General features: G+C 68.8%; 13 protein-coding genes. 7 read left to right on the top strand and 6 right to left on the bottom strand.

The genetic code is table 11. The annotated features are described in order from the left end of the window. Positions 1-62: 62 nt before the first annotated feature. Entirely contained in the window at positions 63-2,363 is a 2,301-nt protein-coding gene (locus H6844_12500) for a penicillin acylase family protein (GenBank protein ID MCB9930216.1), read from the top strand. A gap of 302 nt (positions 2,364-2,665) precedes the next feature. On the opposite strand, the gene H6844_12495 is transcribed toward H6844_12500, so the two are convergent. Next, positions 2,666-4,180 carry a M81 family metallopeptidase gene (locus H6844_12495; GenBank protein MCB9930215.1) on the bottom strand — a complete coding sequence of 505 codons (1,515 nt, stop codon included), beginning with the start codon at positions 4,178-4,180 and terminating at the stop codon, positions 2,666-2,668. A gap of 88 nt (positions 4,181-4,268) precedes the next feature. Between H6844_12495 and H6844_12490 the strand changes: the two genes are divergently transcribed. After that, positions 4,269-5,471 (top strand): CoA transferase, encoded by a 1,203-nt coding sequence (locus H6844_12490; protein MCB9930214.1) that lies wholly within the window; start codon positions 4,269-4,271, stop codon positions 5,469-5,471. A 446-nt stretch (positions 5,472-5,917) separates the two neighbouring features. Here the strand turns inward: H6844_12490 and H6844_12485 are convergent, their stop codons facing one another. The 4 genes from H6844_12485 to H6844_12470 all read right to left on the bottom strand — a co-directional run bounded on the left by H6844_12485 (position 5,918) and on the right by H6844_12470 (position 9,810). Beyond that, entirely contained in the window at positions 5,918-6,757 is an 840-nt protein-coding gene (locus H6844_12485) for a TauD/TfdA family dioxygenase (protein ID MCB9930213.1), read from the bottom strand. A gap of 289 nt (positions 6,758-7,046) precedes the next feature. Beyond that, a complete protein-coding gene (locus tag H6844_12480; GenBank protein ID MCB9930212.1) occupies positions 7,047-8,132 on the bottom strand; it encodes a Zn-dependent alcohol dehydrogenase in 1,086 nt (361 codons plus the stop codon). A 12-nt stretch (positions 8,133-8,144) separates the two neighbouring features. Continuing rightward, on the bottom strand, positions 8,145-8,915 hold the full coding sequence (locus H6844_12475; GenBank protein ID MCB9930211.1) for an SDR family oxidoreductase: 771 nt from the start codon (positions 8,913-8,915) through the stop codon (positions 8,145-8,147). 22 nt (positions 8,916-8,937) lie between these two features. Then, a complete protein-coding gene (locus H6844_12470) occupies positions 8,938-9,810 on the bottom strand; it encodes an MBL fold metallo-hydrolase (protein MCB9930210.1) in 873 nt (290 codons plus the stop codon). 117 nt (positions 9,811-9,927) lie between these two features. On the opposite strand from H6844_12470, the gene H6844_12465 reads away from it, so the two are divergent. The 5 genes from H6844_12465 (at position 9,928) to H6844_12445 (ending at position 15,375) form a co-directional block, all read left to right on the top strand. After that, positions 9,928-11,091, top strand: a complete 1,164-nt coding sequence (locus H6844_12465) for an acetyl-CoA acetyltransferase (GenBank protein MCB9930209.1) — start codon at positions 9,928-9,930, stop codon at positions 11,089-11,091. A gap of 40 nt (positions 11,092-11,131) precedes the next feature. Continuing rightward, complete coding sequence (locus H6844_12460) at positions 11,132-11,986, top strand: TauD/TfdA family dioxygenase (GenBank protein ID MCB9930208.1); 855 nt, start codon at positions 11,132-11,134, stop codon at positions 11,984-11,986. A gap of 87 nt (positions 11,987-12,073) precedes the next feature. Next, positions 12,074-13,717, top strand: coding sequence for an FAD-dependent monooxygenase (locus H6844_12455; GenBank protein MCB9930207.1), 1,644 nt, complete (start codon positions 12,074-12,076; stop codon positions 13,715-13,717). Further along, positions 13,714-14,916, top strand: a complete 1,203-nt coding sequence (locus H6844_12450) for an FAD-dependent monooxygenase (protein MCB9930206.1) — start codon at positions 13,714-13,716, stop codon at positions 14,914-14,916. The genes H6844_12455 and H6844_12450 overlap by 4 nt, the downstream gene beginning before the upstream one ends. Positions 14,917-15,021: 105 nt before the next feature. Beyond that, positions 15,022-15,375, top strand: coding sequence for a helix-turn-helix transcriptional regulator (locus tag H6844_12445; GenBank protein MCB9930205.1), 354 nt, complete (start codon positions 15,022-15,024; stop codon positions 15,373-15,375). Between the two features lie 241 nt (positions 15,376-15,616). Here H6844_12445 and gpt read toward each other — a convergent pair whose 3' ends face one another. Beyond that, complete coding sequence (gpt, locus tag H6844_12440) at positions 15,617-16,099, bottom strand: xanthine phosphoribosyltransferase (protein MCB9930204.1); 483 nt, start codon at positions 16,097-16,099, stop codon at positions 15,617-15,619. Positions 16,100-16,120 lie beyond the last annotated feature (21 nt).

Genomic DNA, 16,120 nt, shown 5'->3' with positions numbered 1-16,120 from the left:
TGCGCAATCGATGGCCGGCAGGCGAAAATCGCCGGCATCCGCAAGACCGCAAGGATCGCCGCATGGCCGCCGAACCCACCGCCGAACCCGCCGCCGAAACCGCCACCGAGACCACCGTCCGCGCTCCGGGCCTGTCCGCGCCCGTCACTATCCGCGTCGACCGCTGGGGCATCGCCCATATCGCCGCCGAGACGCCGGCCGATGCCTTTTTCGCCCAGGGGTGGAACGCGGCCAGGGACCGGCTCTGGCAGATCGATCTCTGGCGCAAGCGCGGGCTGGGCCTGCTGGCCGGCGATTTCGGCCCCGCCTATGCGGACAAGGACCGGGCGGCGCGGCTGTTCCTCTATCGCGGCGACATGGCGGCGGAATGGCGGAGCTATGGCCCGAACGCCAAGGCCTGGACCCAGGCCTTTGTCGCCGGCATCAATGCCTATCTGGACGGCATCGACGCCGGAGAGCACGAATTGCCGCCGGAATTTCGGGTGATGGGCACCAAGCCCGGCCGCTGGCAGGCGGAGGACGTGGTGCGCATCCGCAGCCATGCGCGCGTGCACAATCTGGACCACGAATTGCGGCGTTCCGCCGTGCTGGCGCGATACGGGGCCGAGGCGGACGGGCTGCGCAAGGCGCGCCAGCCGGACCGGCCGTTGCGGGTGCCGGAGGGGTTCGAGCCGGCGGAATTGCCGGCGGAGATCCTGCAAACCTATCTGCTGGCGACCGAGCCGCCGACCTTCGGCAGCGACACGGTGCAGGCGGAGGCCGCGCCCTCGGAACTCTTGGGCTCGAACGCCTGGGCGCTGTCGCCGGCGCGCACCACCACCGGCCGGCCGATCCTGGCCAGCGACCCGCACCGGGCGCACCAGATGCCCGGCCTGCGCTATATCGTGCATTTGCAGGCGCCGGGCCTGAACGTGATCGGCGCGGGCGAGCCGGCGGTGCCGGGCGTCTCGTTCGGCCACAACGCCGATATCGCCTTCGGCCTCACCATCTGGCCGATCGACCAGGAAGACCTCTGCGTCTACGAGCTGAACCCGGCCGACCCGGAGCAATACCGCTATGGCGGTGGCTGGGAGGCCATGCGCGTCGAGCGTCAGACCCTGGCCGTGAAGGGCGAGGGCGAGCGCGCCATCGAACTGCGCTTCACCCGCCATGGCCCGGTGCTGCACGTGGACCGGGCCGCGGGCAAGGCCTATGGCCTGCGCACGGTCTGGACCGAGCCCGGCACCGCCGCCTATCTGGCCAGCCTCGCCTTCCTCCAGGCCAAAACCGTCGAGGACTACGAGCAGGCGTTGAAGGGCTGGGGGGCGCCCAGTTCCAACCACATCGTCGCCGAGACCGGCGGGCGTATCGCGCGCTTCACCGCCGGCTTCGTGCCGATCCGCCCGAACTGGGACGGCCTGCTGCCGGTGCCGGGCGATGGCCGTTACGAATGGGCCGGCCTGCGGGATCCGCTGTCCACACCCCGCGTCAAGCAGCCGGCGGAGGGCTGGGTGGCGACCGCGAACCAGTTCAACCTGCCGGAGGCCTGGCTCGGCCCGGACAACACGCCCGGCTTCGAATGGCCGGACCCGGCGCGCTACCGCACCATCGCCGCCGCGCTGGAGGCGAAGCCGCGGCACTCCCTGGACGACATGCGCGCGTTGCAGACCAGCTATCGCTCCAATCCGGCGGAGCGGCTGGTGCCGTTGCTGGCGGACCTGCCGGAGACGCCGGCAACCGCGATGCTGACGGGCTGGGATCGTCGGCTGGACGCCGACAGCGCCGCTGCCGCCCTGTTCGAGACCTGGTTCATGCGCCATCTGGCGCCGCTTGTGCTGGCGCAGGCCTCGCCGCAAGGGCTTCAGGCTTATGCGGCCTTGCCGGACCTGGCGCTGGCGGTCGATCTGGTAACTGCGGCGGACCCCCGGCTGGGCGACCGTGCCGCCTTGCTGTCCGAGACCCTGGCGGCCGCCTGGGAGGATGCGCTGGCGCGCTTCGGCGCCGAGCCGGCGGCCTGGCGGTGGGGCGGCTTCCATCACGCCTATCACCCGCACGATCTCTCCGCCCTGCTGGACGAGGCCACCCGGCAGGCCTGGAGCGTCGGGCCGCTGCCGAAGGGCGGGTCGGGCCTGACCATCAACAACAACAATTACCGCCTGACCGACGGGCGGATGACGCTTGGCGTCACCTGGCGCATGGTGTGCGATGTCGGCAACTGGGATGCCTGCGTCACGATCAACTCGCCGGGCCAGTCCGGCCTGCCGTCGAGCCCGCATTACCAGGACCTGTTTCCGCTGTGGGCCAGGGAAGAGTATGTCGCCATGGCGTTCGGCGACGCGGCGGTCCGGGCCGCGACCGAACAGACGCTGCGGCTCTCGCCTTGAAGGGGGCCACCAAAAAAGACGGCAGCCGGTCTTTGTGACCTGGCTGCCGTTCGCGCGGCTATTCTCCCCGCCGGTGGGGCGCCGCGTCAGGACTTAACAGACGAAAGGGCTCTCTCCAGACCTCGCTGCGTTTGTCGCATACAAGTGTAGCAAGCGTCGTGCCAGAATCGGTGCGACTCAACAAAAAATATAATGAGATTGAATTCAATATCTTAATGGTTGTCTGACGAGCTGGGTCTTCGCCCTCTCAGCCCGATTGTAAAGTCGGCTTTACAATCGGGCCAAGTTTCGCGCCTTGGGTGTCAGTCCATTTGCCACCGGGTGTCGGGGTCCAGCGGATAGACGGGCCGGGGCAGGCGCCGGAACGGAAAGCGCGACAGCATCGGATTGGTCAGGCCGAGCGCGTCCACCTCGACGATTTGCGCGGTGTCGAAGAACTGGTCGAAGCCGGCGCGGAAATGGCCCCGGCTTTTCAGGACCACGGTGCGGAAGGCGGCGATGTCGAGGCCGAAGGCTTCGAAATAGGCCGGGTCCGCGGCCTGAATGCGCCGGGAGGCGACGACCATGGTGATCCCTCCCATGCGGATGCAGGCGCTGGGTCCCAGCTTGGAGGTGCGACCGGCGGCGATGCCGCGACGGCCGACGATGAACCCGTCCGACAGGGCCAGCACCTCGATCCGGGCCGGAACCGCGCGGCCGTGCTCATCTGCGTTGGCCCGGTTGAACACCACGTCGATTTTCGCGCCGACGCCGGCGGCGTGACAGGCGGCGGCTGCGGCCGGGTCGATGAACAGGCCGAGCAGTGCGCCCTGCACGTCCGCGGCGATCAGGCCTTCCAGCACGTCGGTGGTGTTGCCGCGGCCGCCGCCGCCGGGATTGTCCGCCACGTCGGCAATGCAGAGAGCCGGCAGGGTGGCGTCCTCGCCGCGGGCCTTGGCGGCGGCGATGGCGTCGGTGAGCGGCGTCAGCGTCACCCGGAAGCGCTCGCGGTCGTCCCAGGCCTGGTGCGCCAGCGCCCTGGCCAGGGCTTCCGCCTCCGGTTTGCTTTCGCCGTAGGTGAGAATGGCGAGGCCGTTTTCCGGCGTGTCGCCCCAGGCAAACCCGCCGACGACGGAGACGACCCGGACGCTCGCCGGCTTCTCCGCCTGGCCGCGGCGGATCAGGTCGGCATAGGGGCCGGCCGCCGTCAGCAGCCGCACGCTGGGCGCGACGATGGGCATGCGGATGAAGGTCTTGGTCAGCCGGCCGCCGGCCAGCAGCCAGCGGATCAACCGCGCGGCCTCCGCCGCCCGCTCCGCCTGGTCGACATGGGGGTTGGTGTGGTAGCTGATGATGGCGTCCGACGCCTCGACCATGCGGTCCGAGATGTTGGCGTGCAGGTCGACGGTGGCGACCACCGGCACATCCGGCCCGACCGCCTGCCGCGCCATGGCATAATACGCGCCGTCGGGGTCGGTCGAGTCGGTGGCGGTCATCGCGCCATGGTTGCAGAGATAGACCGCGTCCAGCGGGCCGGCGGCGAGCAACATGTCGCGCATGGTGGCCAGCGTTTCCCGGACGAACGCCGCCTCGGCCGGGCCGCCGGGCTCGACATTGGTGACGACGATGGGGACGGGCTGCCAGGGACCGGCGCGGTCCATTTCCTCAATGAAACCCGAAATTTCCGCGGGCATGGCCGGGGCGGGCTTGGCGGCCTCGGCCAGGATTTCGTCGCCGACCAGATAGCAGGAGGCGCGGAAATCGGCGCCGGTCGTGACGGGCGCGAACTCATTGGCCTCCAGCATGAAGCCCAAAAGCGCGATGCGCGGTCCTGCCATGGTCGGTCTCACAATCGGGGGGTAGTGGCGGCGGTTCACCGGCTATCGTATACGGGACGGCACAACGAGAAAATGGAGGAAAGCCGCGATGTACGATCTTCTCTCCGGCATGCGGATCGTCGAAGGGTCGGCGTTCGTGGCGGCCCCGATGGGCGGCATGACGTTGGCCCAGCTGGGCGCCGACGTGATCCGGTTCGACGACATTGGCGGCGCGCTCGATGGCCAGCGCTGGCCGGTCACCCGCACCGGCGAGAGCCTCTACTGGGCCAGCCTGAACAAGGGCAAGCGCTCCATCGCCGTGGATGTCCGCCGTCCGGAAGGGCGGGAATTGTTGCAGGGCCTGATCACGGCGCCGGGGCCGGACGCGGGCCTGTTCATCACCAATCTGCCGAGCCGCGGCTGGAACGCGTACGAGAGCCTGGTGCAGCGCCGCGCCGACCTGATCATGGTCAGCCTGAGCGGCACACGGGACGGCCGGGCGCAGGTGGACTACACCGTGAACGCCGCCATGGGTTTTCCCATGGTCACCGGACCCGAAGGCCATGAAGGGCCGGTGAACAACGTGCTGCCCGCCTGGGATATCGCGGCGGCGCTGACCCTCTCCACCGGCCTGCTGGCGGCGGAGCGGCGGCGCAGCCGCACCGGCGTCGGAAGCTGGCTCAAACTCTCGCTCTACGACGTCGCCCTGGCGGCGACGGCGACGCTCGGCTATGTGGCGGAAGCGGAGGTCAACGGCGATGTCCGGCCGCGGCTCGGCAACCATATTTTCGGCACGTTCGGGCAAAGCTTCCGCTGTGCCGACGGGCGCCATGTGATGATCTGCCTGTTCACGGGCCGCCATGTGCGCGCGCTGCGCGAGATGATCGGTGCCGACGCGGTCGCGGCGATCGAAGCGGCCGAAGCCGCGGACCTGACGGACGAGGCCGACCGCTATCGGGCGCGGGCGGCATTGGAAGCGGCGATCGGCGAATGGGTGGTGGCCCGGCCGTTCGCGGACGTGGCGGCGATGCTGGAGAACACCGGCGCCCTCTGGGGGCCGTATCGGAGCTTTGCCGAGGCGGCGGCGGAGACCCGCAACCACCCGCTGTTCGCGACCATCGACCAGCCGGGGATCGGGTCCTACCCGGTGCCGGGCTCACCCATCGACGTGCACGAACTGGCCCGCCTGGAGCCGAAGCCGGCGCCGCGGCACGGCCAGCACACCGACGAGGTGCTCGCGGAAATCCTGGGCCTGAGCGCCGGCGAGATCGGCCGGCTGCACGATGCCGGCGTGGTTGCCGGGCCGTCTTAAAACGCTCCCGCTCCCCGGAGGCGGCGGATGTTCCCCGGAGGGGGCGGATGTTCCCCGGAGGGGGCGGAGCCGCCGTCCGGGGCCGGCATTATCCATCGAACACCGCCCGCGCCGGTGTTCGCGAGAGCGAGCGGTCCCGGCGCGCCGCTCCGCGCCGTCCGGGAAACAGCGCATTCTGAGCTTTCCCGGACGGCGCAGCCGATCCGGGACCTCGGGCCACGGCCAGGCTCGGCCCGGGATCCCGGCTCCCGCCTCCGGCGCGGCCGGGAAAGCTGGGACGGGGCGCAGCCGATCCGGGACCTCGGGCCACGGCCAGGCTCGGCCCGGGATCCCGGCTCCCGCCTCCGGCGTGGCCGGGAAAGCTCAGAGTGGGCTGGGATGGCGCGCGGTCAGGCAAGCGCGCGGACACAGCCAATCCCCGATGCCGTGCTTCCCGGAGGCAGAGCCTACATCCGCACCAGGGTGCGATGCATCAGGCGGAGTTCGTCCTCGGGATAGTCATGCGAGGCCATGTGCAGCGCCTGGGGGTTGTCCCAGATCAGCACGTCGTCCTTCTGCCACTCGTGGAAATAGCGGAACTGCGGCTGGGTCGAATGCTCCAGCAGCTCGCCGAGCAATGCCTGAGCCTCCTCGTCCGTCATGCCTTCGATGCTGGCGGTGCGGATCGGGTTCAGATAGAGCGCCGGGCGGCCGTCGACCGGATGCGGCCGCACCAGCGGATGCAGTGCCTGCGGCGCCGCCTCCCTTGTCTCCGTCGCGCTCAGCGTCTGCATTTTGCGGGGCGCGTAGGGGCTGTTGTAGACATGGTGCACGCGCAGGCCCGCCACCCGCTCCTTCATCGCCGGCGACAGCGCGTTATAGGCGGCGTGCTGGTCGGTGAAGCCGGTATTGCCGCCGCGGCTCGGCAGTTGCAGCGCGTGCAGCATGGTTCCGCGCGGCGGTTCCTGCTGGTGCGAGTGGTCGGAATGCCAGCTTCCGCCGACGCGCAGCAGCCGGTTGTCGCCCAGCGTGTCGCGCTGCTGGCTGGAGAGCACGCGCAGTTCCGGATAGCCCTCGACCTGGTATTCCGGCCGTTGCAGCGGCTGCGGCGTCGGCGTGCCGAACAGCCGGGCGAGGCGGACGAAATCGCCGGGCCCGACATCCTGGCCGCGGAAGCAGAGCACGACATATTGCAGCCAGGCGTCTTTCAGGCGCCGGGTCGCCTCGGGCGTGGCGTCGCGGTCGATGTCGAAGCCGATGACTTCCGCGCCCAGCGGCGCGTCCAGCGGGCGGATGGTGAAGGGCATGGGTGGGCGTCCTCGTGGTGGGGAGGGGCAAGCTCCGGAGCGCAATCCTTACGAATTTGGCCGAAAAATTCACCGATCGGATTCAACGGGAGTTTAGGGGCTTGGCTTTATTGTCTTTTTCGTGACACGGCGCTGCGGCCGGATCCATTGCCGACCCCTCCACCCGCCCTCGGTCGTGGGGCCGTGTCACACCCAAGGTCAGGAGAGCGTTTGGGGCGGAGGCAGTGGATTTTCCGGGGGACTCCCCGGGGGATTCCCCCCGGGGGGATTTTCCGGCAGCCGACGGGGTTCAGTCGAAGACGATGACGCTGCGGGCGATATCGCCGCGTTTCATCTCGACAAAGGCGTCGTTCACGTCGCCGAGGCCGATGCGCTGGCTGACCATTTCGTCCAGTTTCAGCCGGCCCTGGCGGTAGAATTCGATATAGCGCGGCATGTCGATGCGGAAGCGGTTCGAGCCCATGTTCGAGCCCTGCATTTTCTTTTCGCGCAGGAATTCGGGGCCGTGCAACTCCACCTTGGTGCCGACCGGTACCATGCCGATAATGGTGGCGCAGCCGCCGGGGCGGATCATGCGGAAGGCGTCTTCCGCCGTCTGTTTCAGGCCGATGGCTTCGAAGGCGTGGTGCACGCCCTCGCCGCCGGTGAGCTGGCGCACCTGTTTGGCGACGTCGCCGTCATTCGGGTTGACCACGTCGGTGGCGCCGAACTCCTTGGCGATGTTGAGCTTGGTCGCCGACAGGTCCACCGCGATGATGCGGCTGGCGCCGGCGATGAAGGCGCCGTTGATGCACGAGAGGCCGACGCCGCCGCAGCCGATCACCGCCACGGTCTCGCCGGCATGGATGCGGGCGGTGTTCTGCACCGCGCCGACGCCGGTGGTGACGCCGCAGCCGATCAGGGCGGCGCGGTCCAGCGGCATGTCCTTGTCGATCTTCACCAGCGCGTTCTCATGCACCAGCATCTGCTCGGCAAAGGCGGAGAGGTTGGCGAACTGGTGCATCGGCGCCTCTTTCGTGCCGAGGCGCGGCGTGTCGCCCTTGGCCCGCTCCAGCCCCGCCTTGGTGCAGAGCGAGAGATGGCCGGTGATGCAGTATTCGCAGGTGCCGCAAAAGGCCGAGAGACAGGTGATGACGTGGTCGCCCGGCTGGACATAGTCGACCTGGCTGCCGACCTTCTGCACCACGCCCGCGGCCTCGTGGCCGAGGACGATGGGCATCTGGGTCGGATAGAGGCCCTCGATGAAATGCAGGTCAGAATGGCAGACGCCGCAGGCGGCGGTCTTGATCAGCACTTCGCGCGGGCCGGGCTCGTCGATACGAACGTCTTCGATGACCAAGGGCTGGTGCGCTTCGCGCATCACGGCGGCTTTCATGGGGCAGGCTCCCTAGTTTTTCTTCAGGCCGGGAAAGGAATAATAGGTGACGCCGGCCAGCCAGCCGCCGTCAATCGGCAAGACGATCCCGGTGATCATCGCCGCCGCGTCGGAACAGAGAAAATGGATGCCGTCGGCGATATGCTCCGGCCGCATCAACTGGCCGAGCGGCGTCTGCAACTCCATCAGGGTGGTGTCGCGCTCGCCGGCGTCGATATTGGCCTGCATCGCCTCCGTCAGTACGAAGCCGGGGGCGACGGCGTTGACGCGCACGCCGCGCGGGCCGAGATCGGCCGCCAGTTCGGCGGTCAGGCCGTGGATCGCCATCTTGCTGGGCGAATAGGCCGGCACCGGGAACATGCGCTTGCCGGCGATCGAGCCGATATTGACGATGGAGCCGCCGCCGGCCTCGCCGATGCGCGGCCCCCAGGCGCGGCAGCAGAGATAGGTGCCGCGATAGTTCACCGACCAGATGCGGTCGTGCAGCCCCAGGTCCATGTCCTCGACCCGCGCCGCGGTCTGGAGCAGGCCGGCGCAGTTGACGAGATTGCGGACCGGCCCGGCCTTGGCGGCGAGCGCATCCACGCTCGCCTCGTTGGCCACGTCCAGATGCTCGAAGCGGGCGCTGCCGCCGGCGGCCTCGATCCGGCGGACGGTCTCGGCGCCGCCGTCGACATTGATATCGGCGACGATGACGGTATCGCCGGCCGCGGCGAGGCGGATCGCCGTCGCCCGTCCGATGCCGCTGGCCGCACCCGTTACCAGGCTGACACGCTCTGTCATGGCGTTCTGCTCCCTCGGCCGGCTATTCGGACAGGAACCGGTAGCGGAAGCTGTCGCCCTCGCTCACGAAATGGCCGAAGCTGGGGGAGGGGAAGTGGGTGGCGCAGATCAGCGTGTCGGTGTCGGCGTATTTCTCCAGATAGGCGCGGCGCGTCTTGGCGGCCAGCGGCTTGTCCACGTCCGGCCGGGCGTGGATGTGCGGGTAGACGCACTGGATCGGCGAGTGGATCAGGTCGCCGGTGATGACGCCCGTATGGCCGCCATGCTTCATGCAGATGCTCATATGGTCCGGCGTGTGGCCGGGGGTCGGCTCGCACCAGATCATGTCGTTCAGCTGGTGGTCGTGGCCGACCTTGGTGACCCGCCCGGCGCGCACGATCGGCAGCACGCTTTCGACCACATAGGGGATTTCGGACTTGGCGTTGGTCTCTTCCCAATAGGCCAGTTCTTTCTCCGAAAAGATGTATTTGGCGTTGGGGAAGGTCGGGACCCACTGGCCGTTTTCCAGGCGGGTGTTCCAGCCGACATGGTCGGGGTGCAGGTGGGTGCACATGACGAAGTCGATGTCGTCGACCGAGAGCCCGGCGCGCTTCAGCGCGTTCATATAGGTGGCGTCGGTCTTCTGGTGCCAGGGCGCGCGGGCCGGGTGGTTCTTGTGATTGCCGATGCAGGTGTCGACCAGGATGTTGTGCTGGCCGGTGCGGATGACATAGCTCTGCATGCAGAAGGTCATCAGGCCCGAGACCGGGTCGCAGCATTTCGGCTCGAACCAGGAGCGGTAGGGGTCGATCATCTCCTTGGTCAGTTCCGGCAGGAAGTCCGCCGGATCGAACATGGGGAATTCCTGCTCGATGATCCGGTCGACGCGGATATCGCCGATACGGTTGGTCAGCATGGGGCGTGTCCTCAGCAAAGGGCGTTTTGGCGGCAGTCTAGCCGCAGCTTGACACCGTGTCGCCCGTTGCGGTCAATGGGCGTCCCACATTTTTCCGCGGCGAGGAGCCCCTGAGCCATGAGCGAGTGTCTGGTTGGCTGGTCCCACATCCCGTTCGGCAAGCGCGATGACGATGTCGAAGCCATGATCGTGCAGGTCGCCAATGCCGCCCTCGTCGACGCCGGGCTGGAGGCGAAAGACGTGGACGCGGTCGTTCTCGGCCAGTTCAACGGCGGCTTCGTGCAACAGGATTTCCCGGCCGCCCTGGTGTTCCAGGCCGACCCGGCCTTTCGCTTCAAGCCGGCGACACGGGTGGAGAATGCCTGTGCCACCGGCTCCACCGCGATCCATGTGGGCCTGAACGCGATCCGCGCCCGCCGCGCCCGCGTCGTGCTGGTGGTCGGCGCCGAGAAGATGACGGAACTGCCGACGCGCGAGGTCGGCGACGTGCTGCTGAAATGCTCCTATGTGAAGGAGGAAGCGCAGATCGAGGCCGGGTTCGCCGGCGTGTTCGGCCAGGTCACCGGCCGCTATTTCCAGAAATACGGCGACCAGTCGGACGTGCTGGCCCGCATCGCCGCCAAGAACCACAAGAACGGCGTCGACAATCCGTATGCGCAGATGCGCAAGGATTTCGGCTTCGACTTCTGCAACACGGTCTCGGACAAGAACCCGCTGGTGGCCGGCCCGCTGCGCCGCACCGACTGCTCGCTGGTGAGCGACGGCGCGGCGGCGGTGGTGCTGGCGGACATGGAAACCGCGCTGCGCCTGAACAAGGCGGTGGTGTTCCGCGCGGCCGAGCAGGTGAACGACTTCCTGCCGGTCTCGCGCCGCGAATTCCTGGACATGGAAGGCCCGGCGCTGGCCTGGCAGCGGGCGCTCGCCAGCGCGGGCCTGGACCTGCTGGACCTGGACGTGGTCGAAACCCATGACTGCTTCACCCCGGCCGAACTGCTGGAATACGAGGCCATGGGCCTGACGCCCAAGGGCCGGGGGCGTCTGGCCATCGACGAGGGCTGGACCTACAAGGACGGCAAGCTGCCGGTGAACCCGTCCGGCGGGCTCAAGGCCAAGGGCCACCCCATCGGCGCCACCGGCGTTTCCATGCACGCCATGATTGCCATGCAGATGCGCGGCGAGGCGGGCGGGATGCAGATTCCGGGCGCCAAGCTGGGCGGCGTGTTCAACATGGGCGGCACGGCCGTCGCGAATTTTGTCTCCATCCTGGAACCGTTGCGCTAGTATAACGAATTACCCTGCTCCCCAACCAGGAGGTTACGCCATGTTGCAGAACAGTCTTTCCATTCGCCCGTCCGGCGGCGGTGTCGGCGCTTTTGTCGAGGACATCGATCTCGGTCATTTGGACGATACCCAGGCGGCCGCGCTCAAGGCCGCCATTGGCGAACATGGCGTGTTGTTCTTCCGCGAGCAGGATATCGACCACGCCTCGCACCTGGCCATGGCGGAGCATTTCGGCGGCGTGAACGTCAACCGCTTCTTCGCCCATGTCGCGGAAGAGCCGCGCATCGCCGAAGTGCGCAAGGAGCCGGGGCAGAAGTCGAATATCGGCGGCGGCTGGCACACCGACCATTCCTACGACCAGGTCCCGGCCATGGGCTCGATCCTGATCGCGCGGGAAACGCCGCCCTGCGGTGGCGATACGCTGTTCGCCAACATGTATGCCGCCTATGACAGCCTGTCCGACGGGCTGAAGGCCACGCTGGAGGGGATGAATGCGGAGCACTCCTCGCGCCATGTGTTCGGCCGCAATGCCAAGCGCTATCAGGACAAGGAAAACGATATCGGCGAGCGTGTCGGCAACAAGGACGAGGCGTTGCAGGACGCGACGCACCCGGTGGTGATCCGCCATCCGTTCAGCGGCCGCAAGGCGCTCTACGTCAATCCTGGCTTCACCCTGCGCTTCGAAGGCTGGACCGACGCCGAGAGCAAGCCGCTGCTCGACTATCTCTACCAGCACGCGGCCCGGCCGGAGCACACCTATCGCTTCCAGTGGGCGAACGGGTCGGTGGCATTCTGGGACAACCGCGCCACCTGGCACTATGCGGTGAACGACTATCACGGCCACCGCCGCCTGATGCACCGCGTCACCATCGAGGGCGAGGCCATCGGCCGCTAGCGGCGGGCACGCCCGAGACCGCGGCCCGCCCCTCCGGGTGTGCGGGCCGCCGGAGGAGGACCGGGGCTGATCGAACCAGGACAAGGTATGGCCGCGCCGGTGCTGATCGCCGGCGGCGGGCCGGTGGGTATGACCTGTGCGCTGGCGCTGGCGCAGCATGGCGTGCCCGTCGCGCTGTTCGAGCGCAACCCGGAGACGACGCGCCATCCGAAGATGGACATCACCAATGGCCGCTCGCTGGAACTGTTCCGGCGCCTGGGCGTGGCCGAGCGGCTGCGTGCGGTGGCGGTGCCGCCGGATCATCCGCTGGATGTGTCCTGGGTGACCAGCATGGCGGGGCACGAACTGCACCGCTTCCCCTACGCAGCGCCGAACGAGCAGCGCGCCGCCTTCGCCGCCGCCAATGACGGCCGCCAGCCGCTGGAGCCGGCCATGCGCGTCTCGCAGGTGGTGATCGAGCCGGTGCTGAAGGCGGCGGTCCTGGCCGAGCCGCTGATCGCCTCCCACTGGGGCGCGGCGGTGGAGGATGTGGCCCAGGATGCCGCGGGCGTCACCCTGACGGTGCGCGACCGCGCCTCGGATGCGGTGCGTCAGGTGCGCGGGCGCTATCTGGTCGGCTGCGACGGCGGCGGCAGCGCGGTGCGCCGCGCCCTGGGCCTGGCGGTGGAGGGGCAGCACGCGGTCGCCAATCGCTTCATGATCCACTTCCGCAGCCGCGCGCGCGCCGTGTTGCAGCGCTTCGGCATCGCCTGGCACTATCAGTCGCCCCGGGGCACGCTGATTGCCCAGGACGACGATGCGGTCTACACCCTGCACGCCCGCTTTCCCGACGGCACCGACACCGCCCATGTCGATCCGCTGCCGACTCTGTTCGCGGCGCTCGGCACGGAAATCGACGCGGAAATCCTGGTCGCCAATCCCTGGACGCCGCACCTGTTGCTGGCCGAGCGCTACCGCGAGGGCCGGGTGTTCCTGGCGGGCGACGCCGCGCACCAGTACATCCCCACCGGCGGCTATGGCATGAACACCGGCATCGGCGATGCCATCGCCATCGCCTGGATGCTGGCCGGCGCGGTGCAGGGCTGGGGCGGTCCGGCGCTGCTGGACGCCTACGACGCCGAGCGCCGGCCGATCGGCCGCATCAATCGCGACTGGTCCGAGCGGCACACGGGCGTGCGCCTGGACATCGCCAGCGCCTATGCCGCCCACCCGGACGCCGACCGCGACCCGGCCGAGCGACAGGCATTGGCCAACGCCATCGCGGCGGCGGGCAATCTGGAGAACGAGGCGTTCGGCCTGGAATTCGCCTATCGCTACGACGCCTCGCCCCTGGTCGCCCCGCTGCTGGAACGGGAGCCCGGCCCGGCGCCGCCTGCGGATGTGCGGGCCATCCCGGCCATGGCCTGGCCCGGCATGCGCGCGCCGCACCTGTTCGACGACGCCGGCCGGGCGATCTTCGACCGTCTTGCCGTCAACGGGCTGACCCTGCTGCGGTTCAACGGCCGCGGCGACCCGGCGCCAGTGCGGGACGCGGCCCGGCGGCTCGGCGTGCCGCTGCATCTGGTGGAGGTGCAAAGCGAGCGGGCGCGGCAGGTCTATGGCGCCGACCTGGCCCTGATCCGGCCGGACCAGCACCTGGCCTGGCGGGGGAATGAAGCGGATGGCCAGGCGCTTGCCATTGCCTGCGGCCGGGCGCCCAATGGCGGGACGGAAGGAGCGCCCAACGCATGACCCATATCGTAATTGTCGGCGCCGGCATTGGCGGCACCGCCGCTGCCCTCGCCCTGCTGAAGCACGGTTTCGCCGTGACGCTGCTGGAGCAGGCCAGCACCTTCGGCGAGGTCGGCGCCGGCGTGCAGATGAGCCCCAACGCCAACCGCGTCATCGACGCTCTGGGCCGGCTGGATGCGGTGATGGCCGTCGCCATGCATCCCGACGCCGCCATCGCCACGGCCTGGAACACCGGCGAGCATCTGCGGGTCATCCCCTATGGCGAGCATGTGCTGCGCCGCTGGGGCTATCCCTATGTCCATCTCTACCGCCCGGATCTGATCGCCGCCCTCAGCGATGGCCTGCCGCCGGGCGTCGCGCGCATGGGCGCCAAGGTGGTCCGCGTGCGCGAGGAAGCCGGCCGGGTCGGCGCGGAACTGGCGGACGGCACGGTGGTCTGGGGCGACGTGCTAGTCGGCGCCGACGGCATTCACTCCACGGTGCAGAAGCATTTGCACGGCGACCAGCCGGCACGGTTCACCGGCAATATGGCCTGGCGCGGACTCTGCCCCGGCGAGGCGGCGCGGACCATGGGCGCGCCGGTGGTCTCCGGCGTGTGCTGGGGGCCGGGCAGCCATTTCGTCAACTATTACGTGGGCGCCCGTGGCGGCGAGGCGTTGTTCATGAACTGGGTCGGCGTGGTGCCGCACGACGGCTCCGCCATCGAAAGCTGGTCGGCGGAAGGGCGGATCGCCGACGCGCTCGGCGACTTTGCCGGCTGGCACCGGCGCATCACCGACATCATTTCCGCCACGCCGCGGGCGATGAAATGGGCGCTGCACGACCGCGACCCGTTGCCGTTCTGGAGCCGCGGCCGGGTCACGCTGCTGGGCGATGCCTGTCACCCCATGCTGCCCTTTATGGCCCAGGGCGCGGCCCAGAGCATCGAGGACGGCTATGTGCTGGCCCGCTGCCTGGCCGAGGTACCGGATCCGGCCGAAGCGCTGCAACGCTATCAGCGCAACCGCATGGAGCGCACCGCCTGGGTGCAGGAGGGTTCGCGCCGCAACGAGCGCGTTTTCCATCTGAGCGACCCGCAGGCGGTGGCCGAGCGCAATGCGCGGTTGAAGGCGGAGGTGGAGACCAACCCGGACGGCGTCTCCGCCGACCAGTCGCGCCTGTTCGGCCACGACGTGGTGGCGGGCCCGCTGGCGCCGTGACCGGGGCGGTGCCGCGGGCTGCCTCTTGAGACCTCATGGCGAAGGCGCCATAACACAACACAGGCGCGGCAGTCCTGGCGCCCCCGCAGCATGATGGATTTGGTGATGTCGTTGCCCGCGTTTGAACCCACAGAGGCGGATGCCAATGCGGACCCCAACCTGGACGAGATGACCGAGAGCGCGCGCAACGCGGCCCGGTTCCTGAAAGCCCTGGCGCACGAGGGGCGGCTGCTGATTCTCTGCCACCTGGCATCGGGCGAGAAATCCGTGACCGACCTGGAAGGTTTCCTCTCTGCCCGCCAGGCGGCGGTGTCCCAGCAACTCGCCCGCTTGCGCATGGATGGGCTGGTCGCGTTTCGCCGCGAGGGCAAGACCATTTATTACCGGCTGGCGGACGACCGCGCACGGCGCATGGTCGAAACCCTCTATGACATGTTCTGCGCCCCGCAGGAGGGGTAGCGCGAAGCTCGCGTCATGGCATTTCGAGCCGGTTGACCCGATCCGAAGGCGGCGGGATCCGCTTTCGGCCGCTTTCGGCACTGGCCGACCCACTCTCCTGCCCCATCTCCCGCGCAAGCGGGAGCCCATGCCTGAGAGCGTCTCACAGAACACGGGCTCTGTTTTTGTCTCTCAGGCATGGGTCCCCGCTTCCGCGGGGACAGGGAAGATGGGGTGGTGAGCCAGCGGAAAAGAACCCGCCCTATCCGCCCGGCCGGACCGGGTCGCCCACATCCCACGGGAACACGATCCAGGTGTCCTGGCTTACCAGCGTCACGAAGGTGTCGACCTCCGGCCGCCCGGCGGGCTTGGCATAGACGGTGGCGATATGCGCCTCCGGCAGCATGGCGCGCACGATGCGCGCGGTCACGCCGGTGTCGACCAGGTCATCCACCACCAGCACGCCCTTGCCCTGCCCGTCCTTGCCCTGCCCGTCCAGACCCTTGAGGATGTTGGCACGGCCCTGGGTGCGGTCGTCATAGCTGGCGATGCAGACAGTATCCACCAGCCGCACCCCCAGCTCCCGCGCGACGATGGCCGCCGGCACCAGCCCGCCGCGGGCGATGGCGACGATGGCCTCGAACGGCGGCAGGTCGGCCAGGCGCCAGGCCAGCGCCTTGGTATCGCGGTGCAACTCGTCCCACGAGACGGGGAAGGAATGCTGGGGTGGGGTTTGAGGCGCCATCGCCAATTCGCTCTCCTGAGG

Source organism: Alphaproteobacteria bacterium (assembly GCA_020638555.1).
Taxonomy (GTDB): domain Bacteria; phylum Pseudomonadota; class Alphaproteobacteria; order Bin95; family Bin95; genus JACKII01.
Note: the sequence above shows the minus strand (reverse complement) of the source record. Positions and strands in the feature narration are given on the sequence as shown.

Excerpts from the sequence above, each read along its gene's own strand:
- H6844_12500 (MCB9930216.1), top strand. The coding sequence starts at position 63 with ATGGCCGCCGAACCCACCGCCGAACCCGCCGCCGAAACCGCCACCGAG.
- H6844_12495 (MCB9930215.1), bottom strand. The coding sequence starts at position 4,180 with ATGGCAGGACCGCGCATCGCGCTTTTGGGCTTCATGCTGGAGGCCAAT.
- H6844_12490 (MCB9930214.1), top strand. The coding sequence starts at position 4,269 with ATGTACGATCTTCTCTCCGGCATGCGGATCGTCGAAGGGTCGGCGTTC.
- H6844_12485 (MCB9930213.1), bottom strand. The coding sequence starts at position 6,757 with ATGCCCTTCACCATCCGCCCGCTGGACGCGCCGCTGGGCGCGGAAGTC.
- H6844_12480 (MCB9930212.1), bottom strand. The coding sequence starts at position 8,132 with ATGAAAGCCGCCGTGATGCGCGAAGCGCACCAGCCCTTGGTCATCGAA.
- H6844_12475 (MCB9930211.1), bottom strand. The coding sequence starts at position 8,915 with ATGACAGAGCGTGTCAGCCTGGTAACGGGTGCGGCCAGCGGCATCGGA.
- H6844_12470 (MCB9930210.1), bottom strand. The coding sequence starts at position 9,810 with ATGCTGACCAACCGTATCGGCGATATCCGCGTCGACCGGATCATCGAG.
- H6844_12465 (MCB9930209.1), top strand. The coding sequence starts at position 9,928 with ATGAGCGAGTGTCTGGTTGGCTGGTCCCACATCCCGTTCGGCAAGCGC.
- H6844_12460 (MCB9930208.1), top strand. The coding sequence starts at position 11,132 with ATGTTGCAGAACAGTCTTTCCATTCGCCCGTCCGGCGGCGGTGTCGGC.
- H6844_12455 (MCB9930207.1), top strand. The coding sequence starts at position 12,074 with ATGGCCGCGCCGGTGCTGATCGCCGGCGGCGGGCCGGTGGGTATGACC.
- H6844_12450 (MCB9930206.1), top strand. The coding sequence starts at position 13,714 with ATGACCCATATCGTAATTGTCGGCGCCGGCATTGGCGGCACCGCCGCT.
- H6844_12445 (MCB9930205.1), top strand. The coding sequence starts at position 15,022 with ATGTCGTTGCCCGCGTTTGAACCCACAGAGGCGGATGCCAATGCGGAC.
- gpt (MCB9930204.1), bottom strand. The coding sequence starts at position 16,099 with ATGGCGCCTCAAACCCCACCCCAGCATTCCTTCCCCGTCTCGTGGGAC.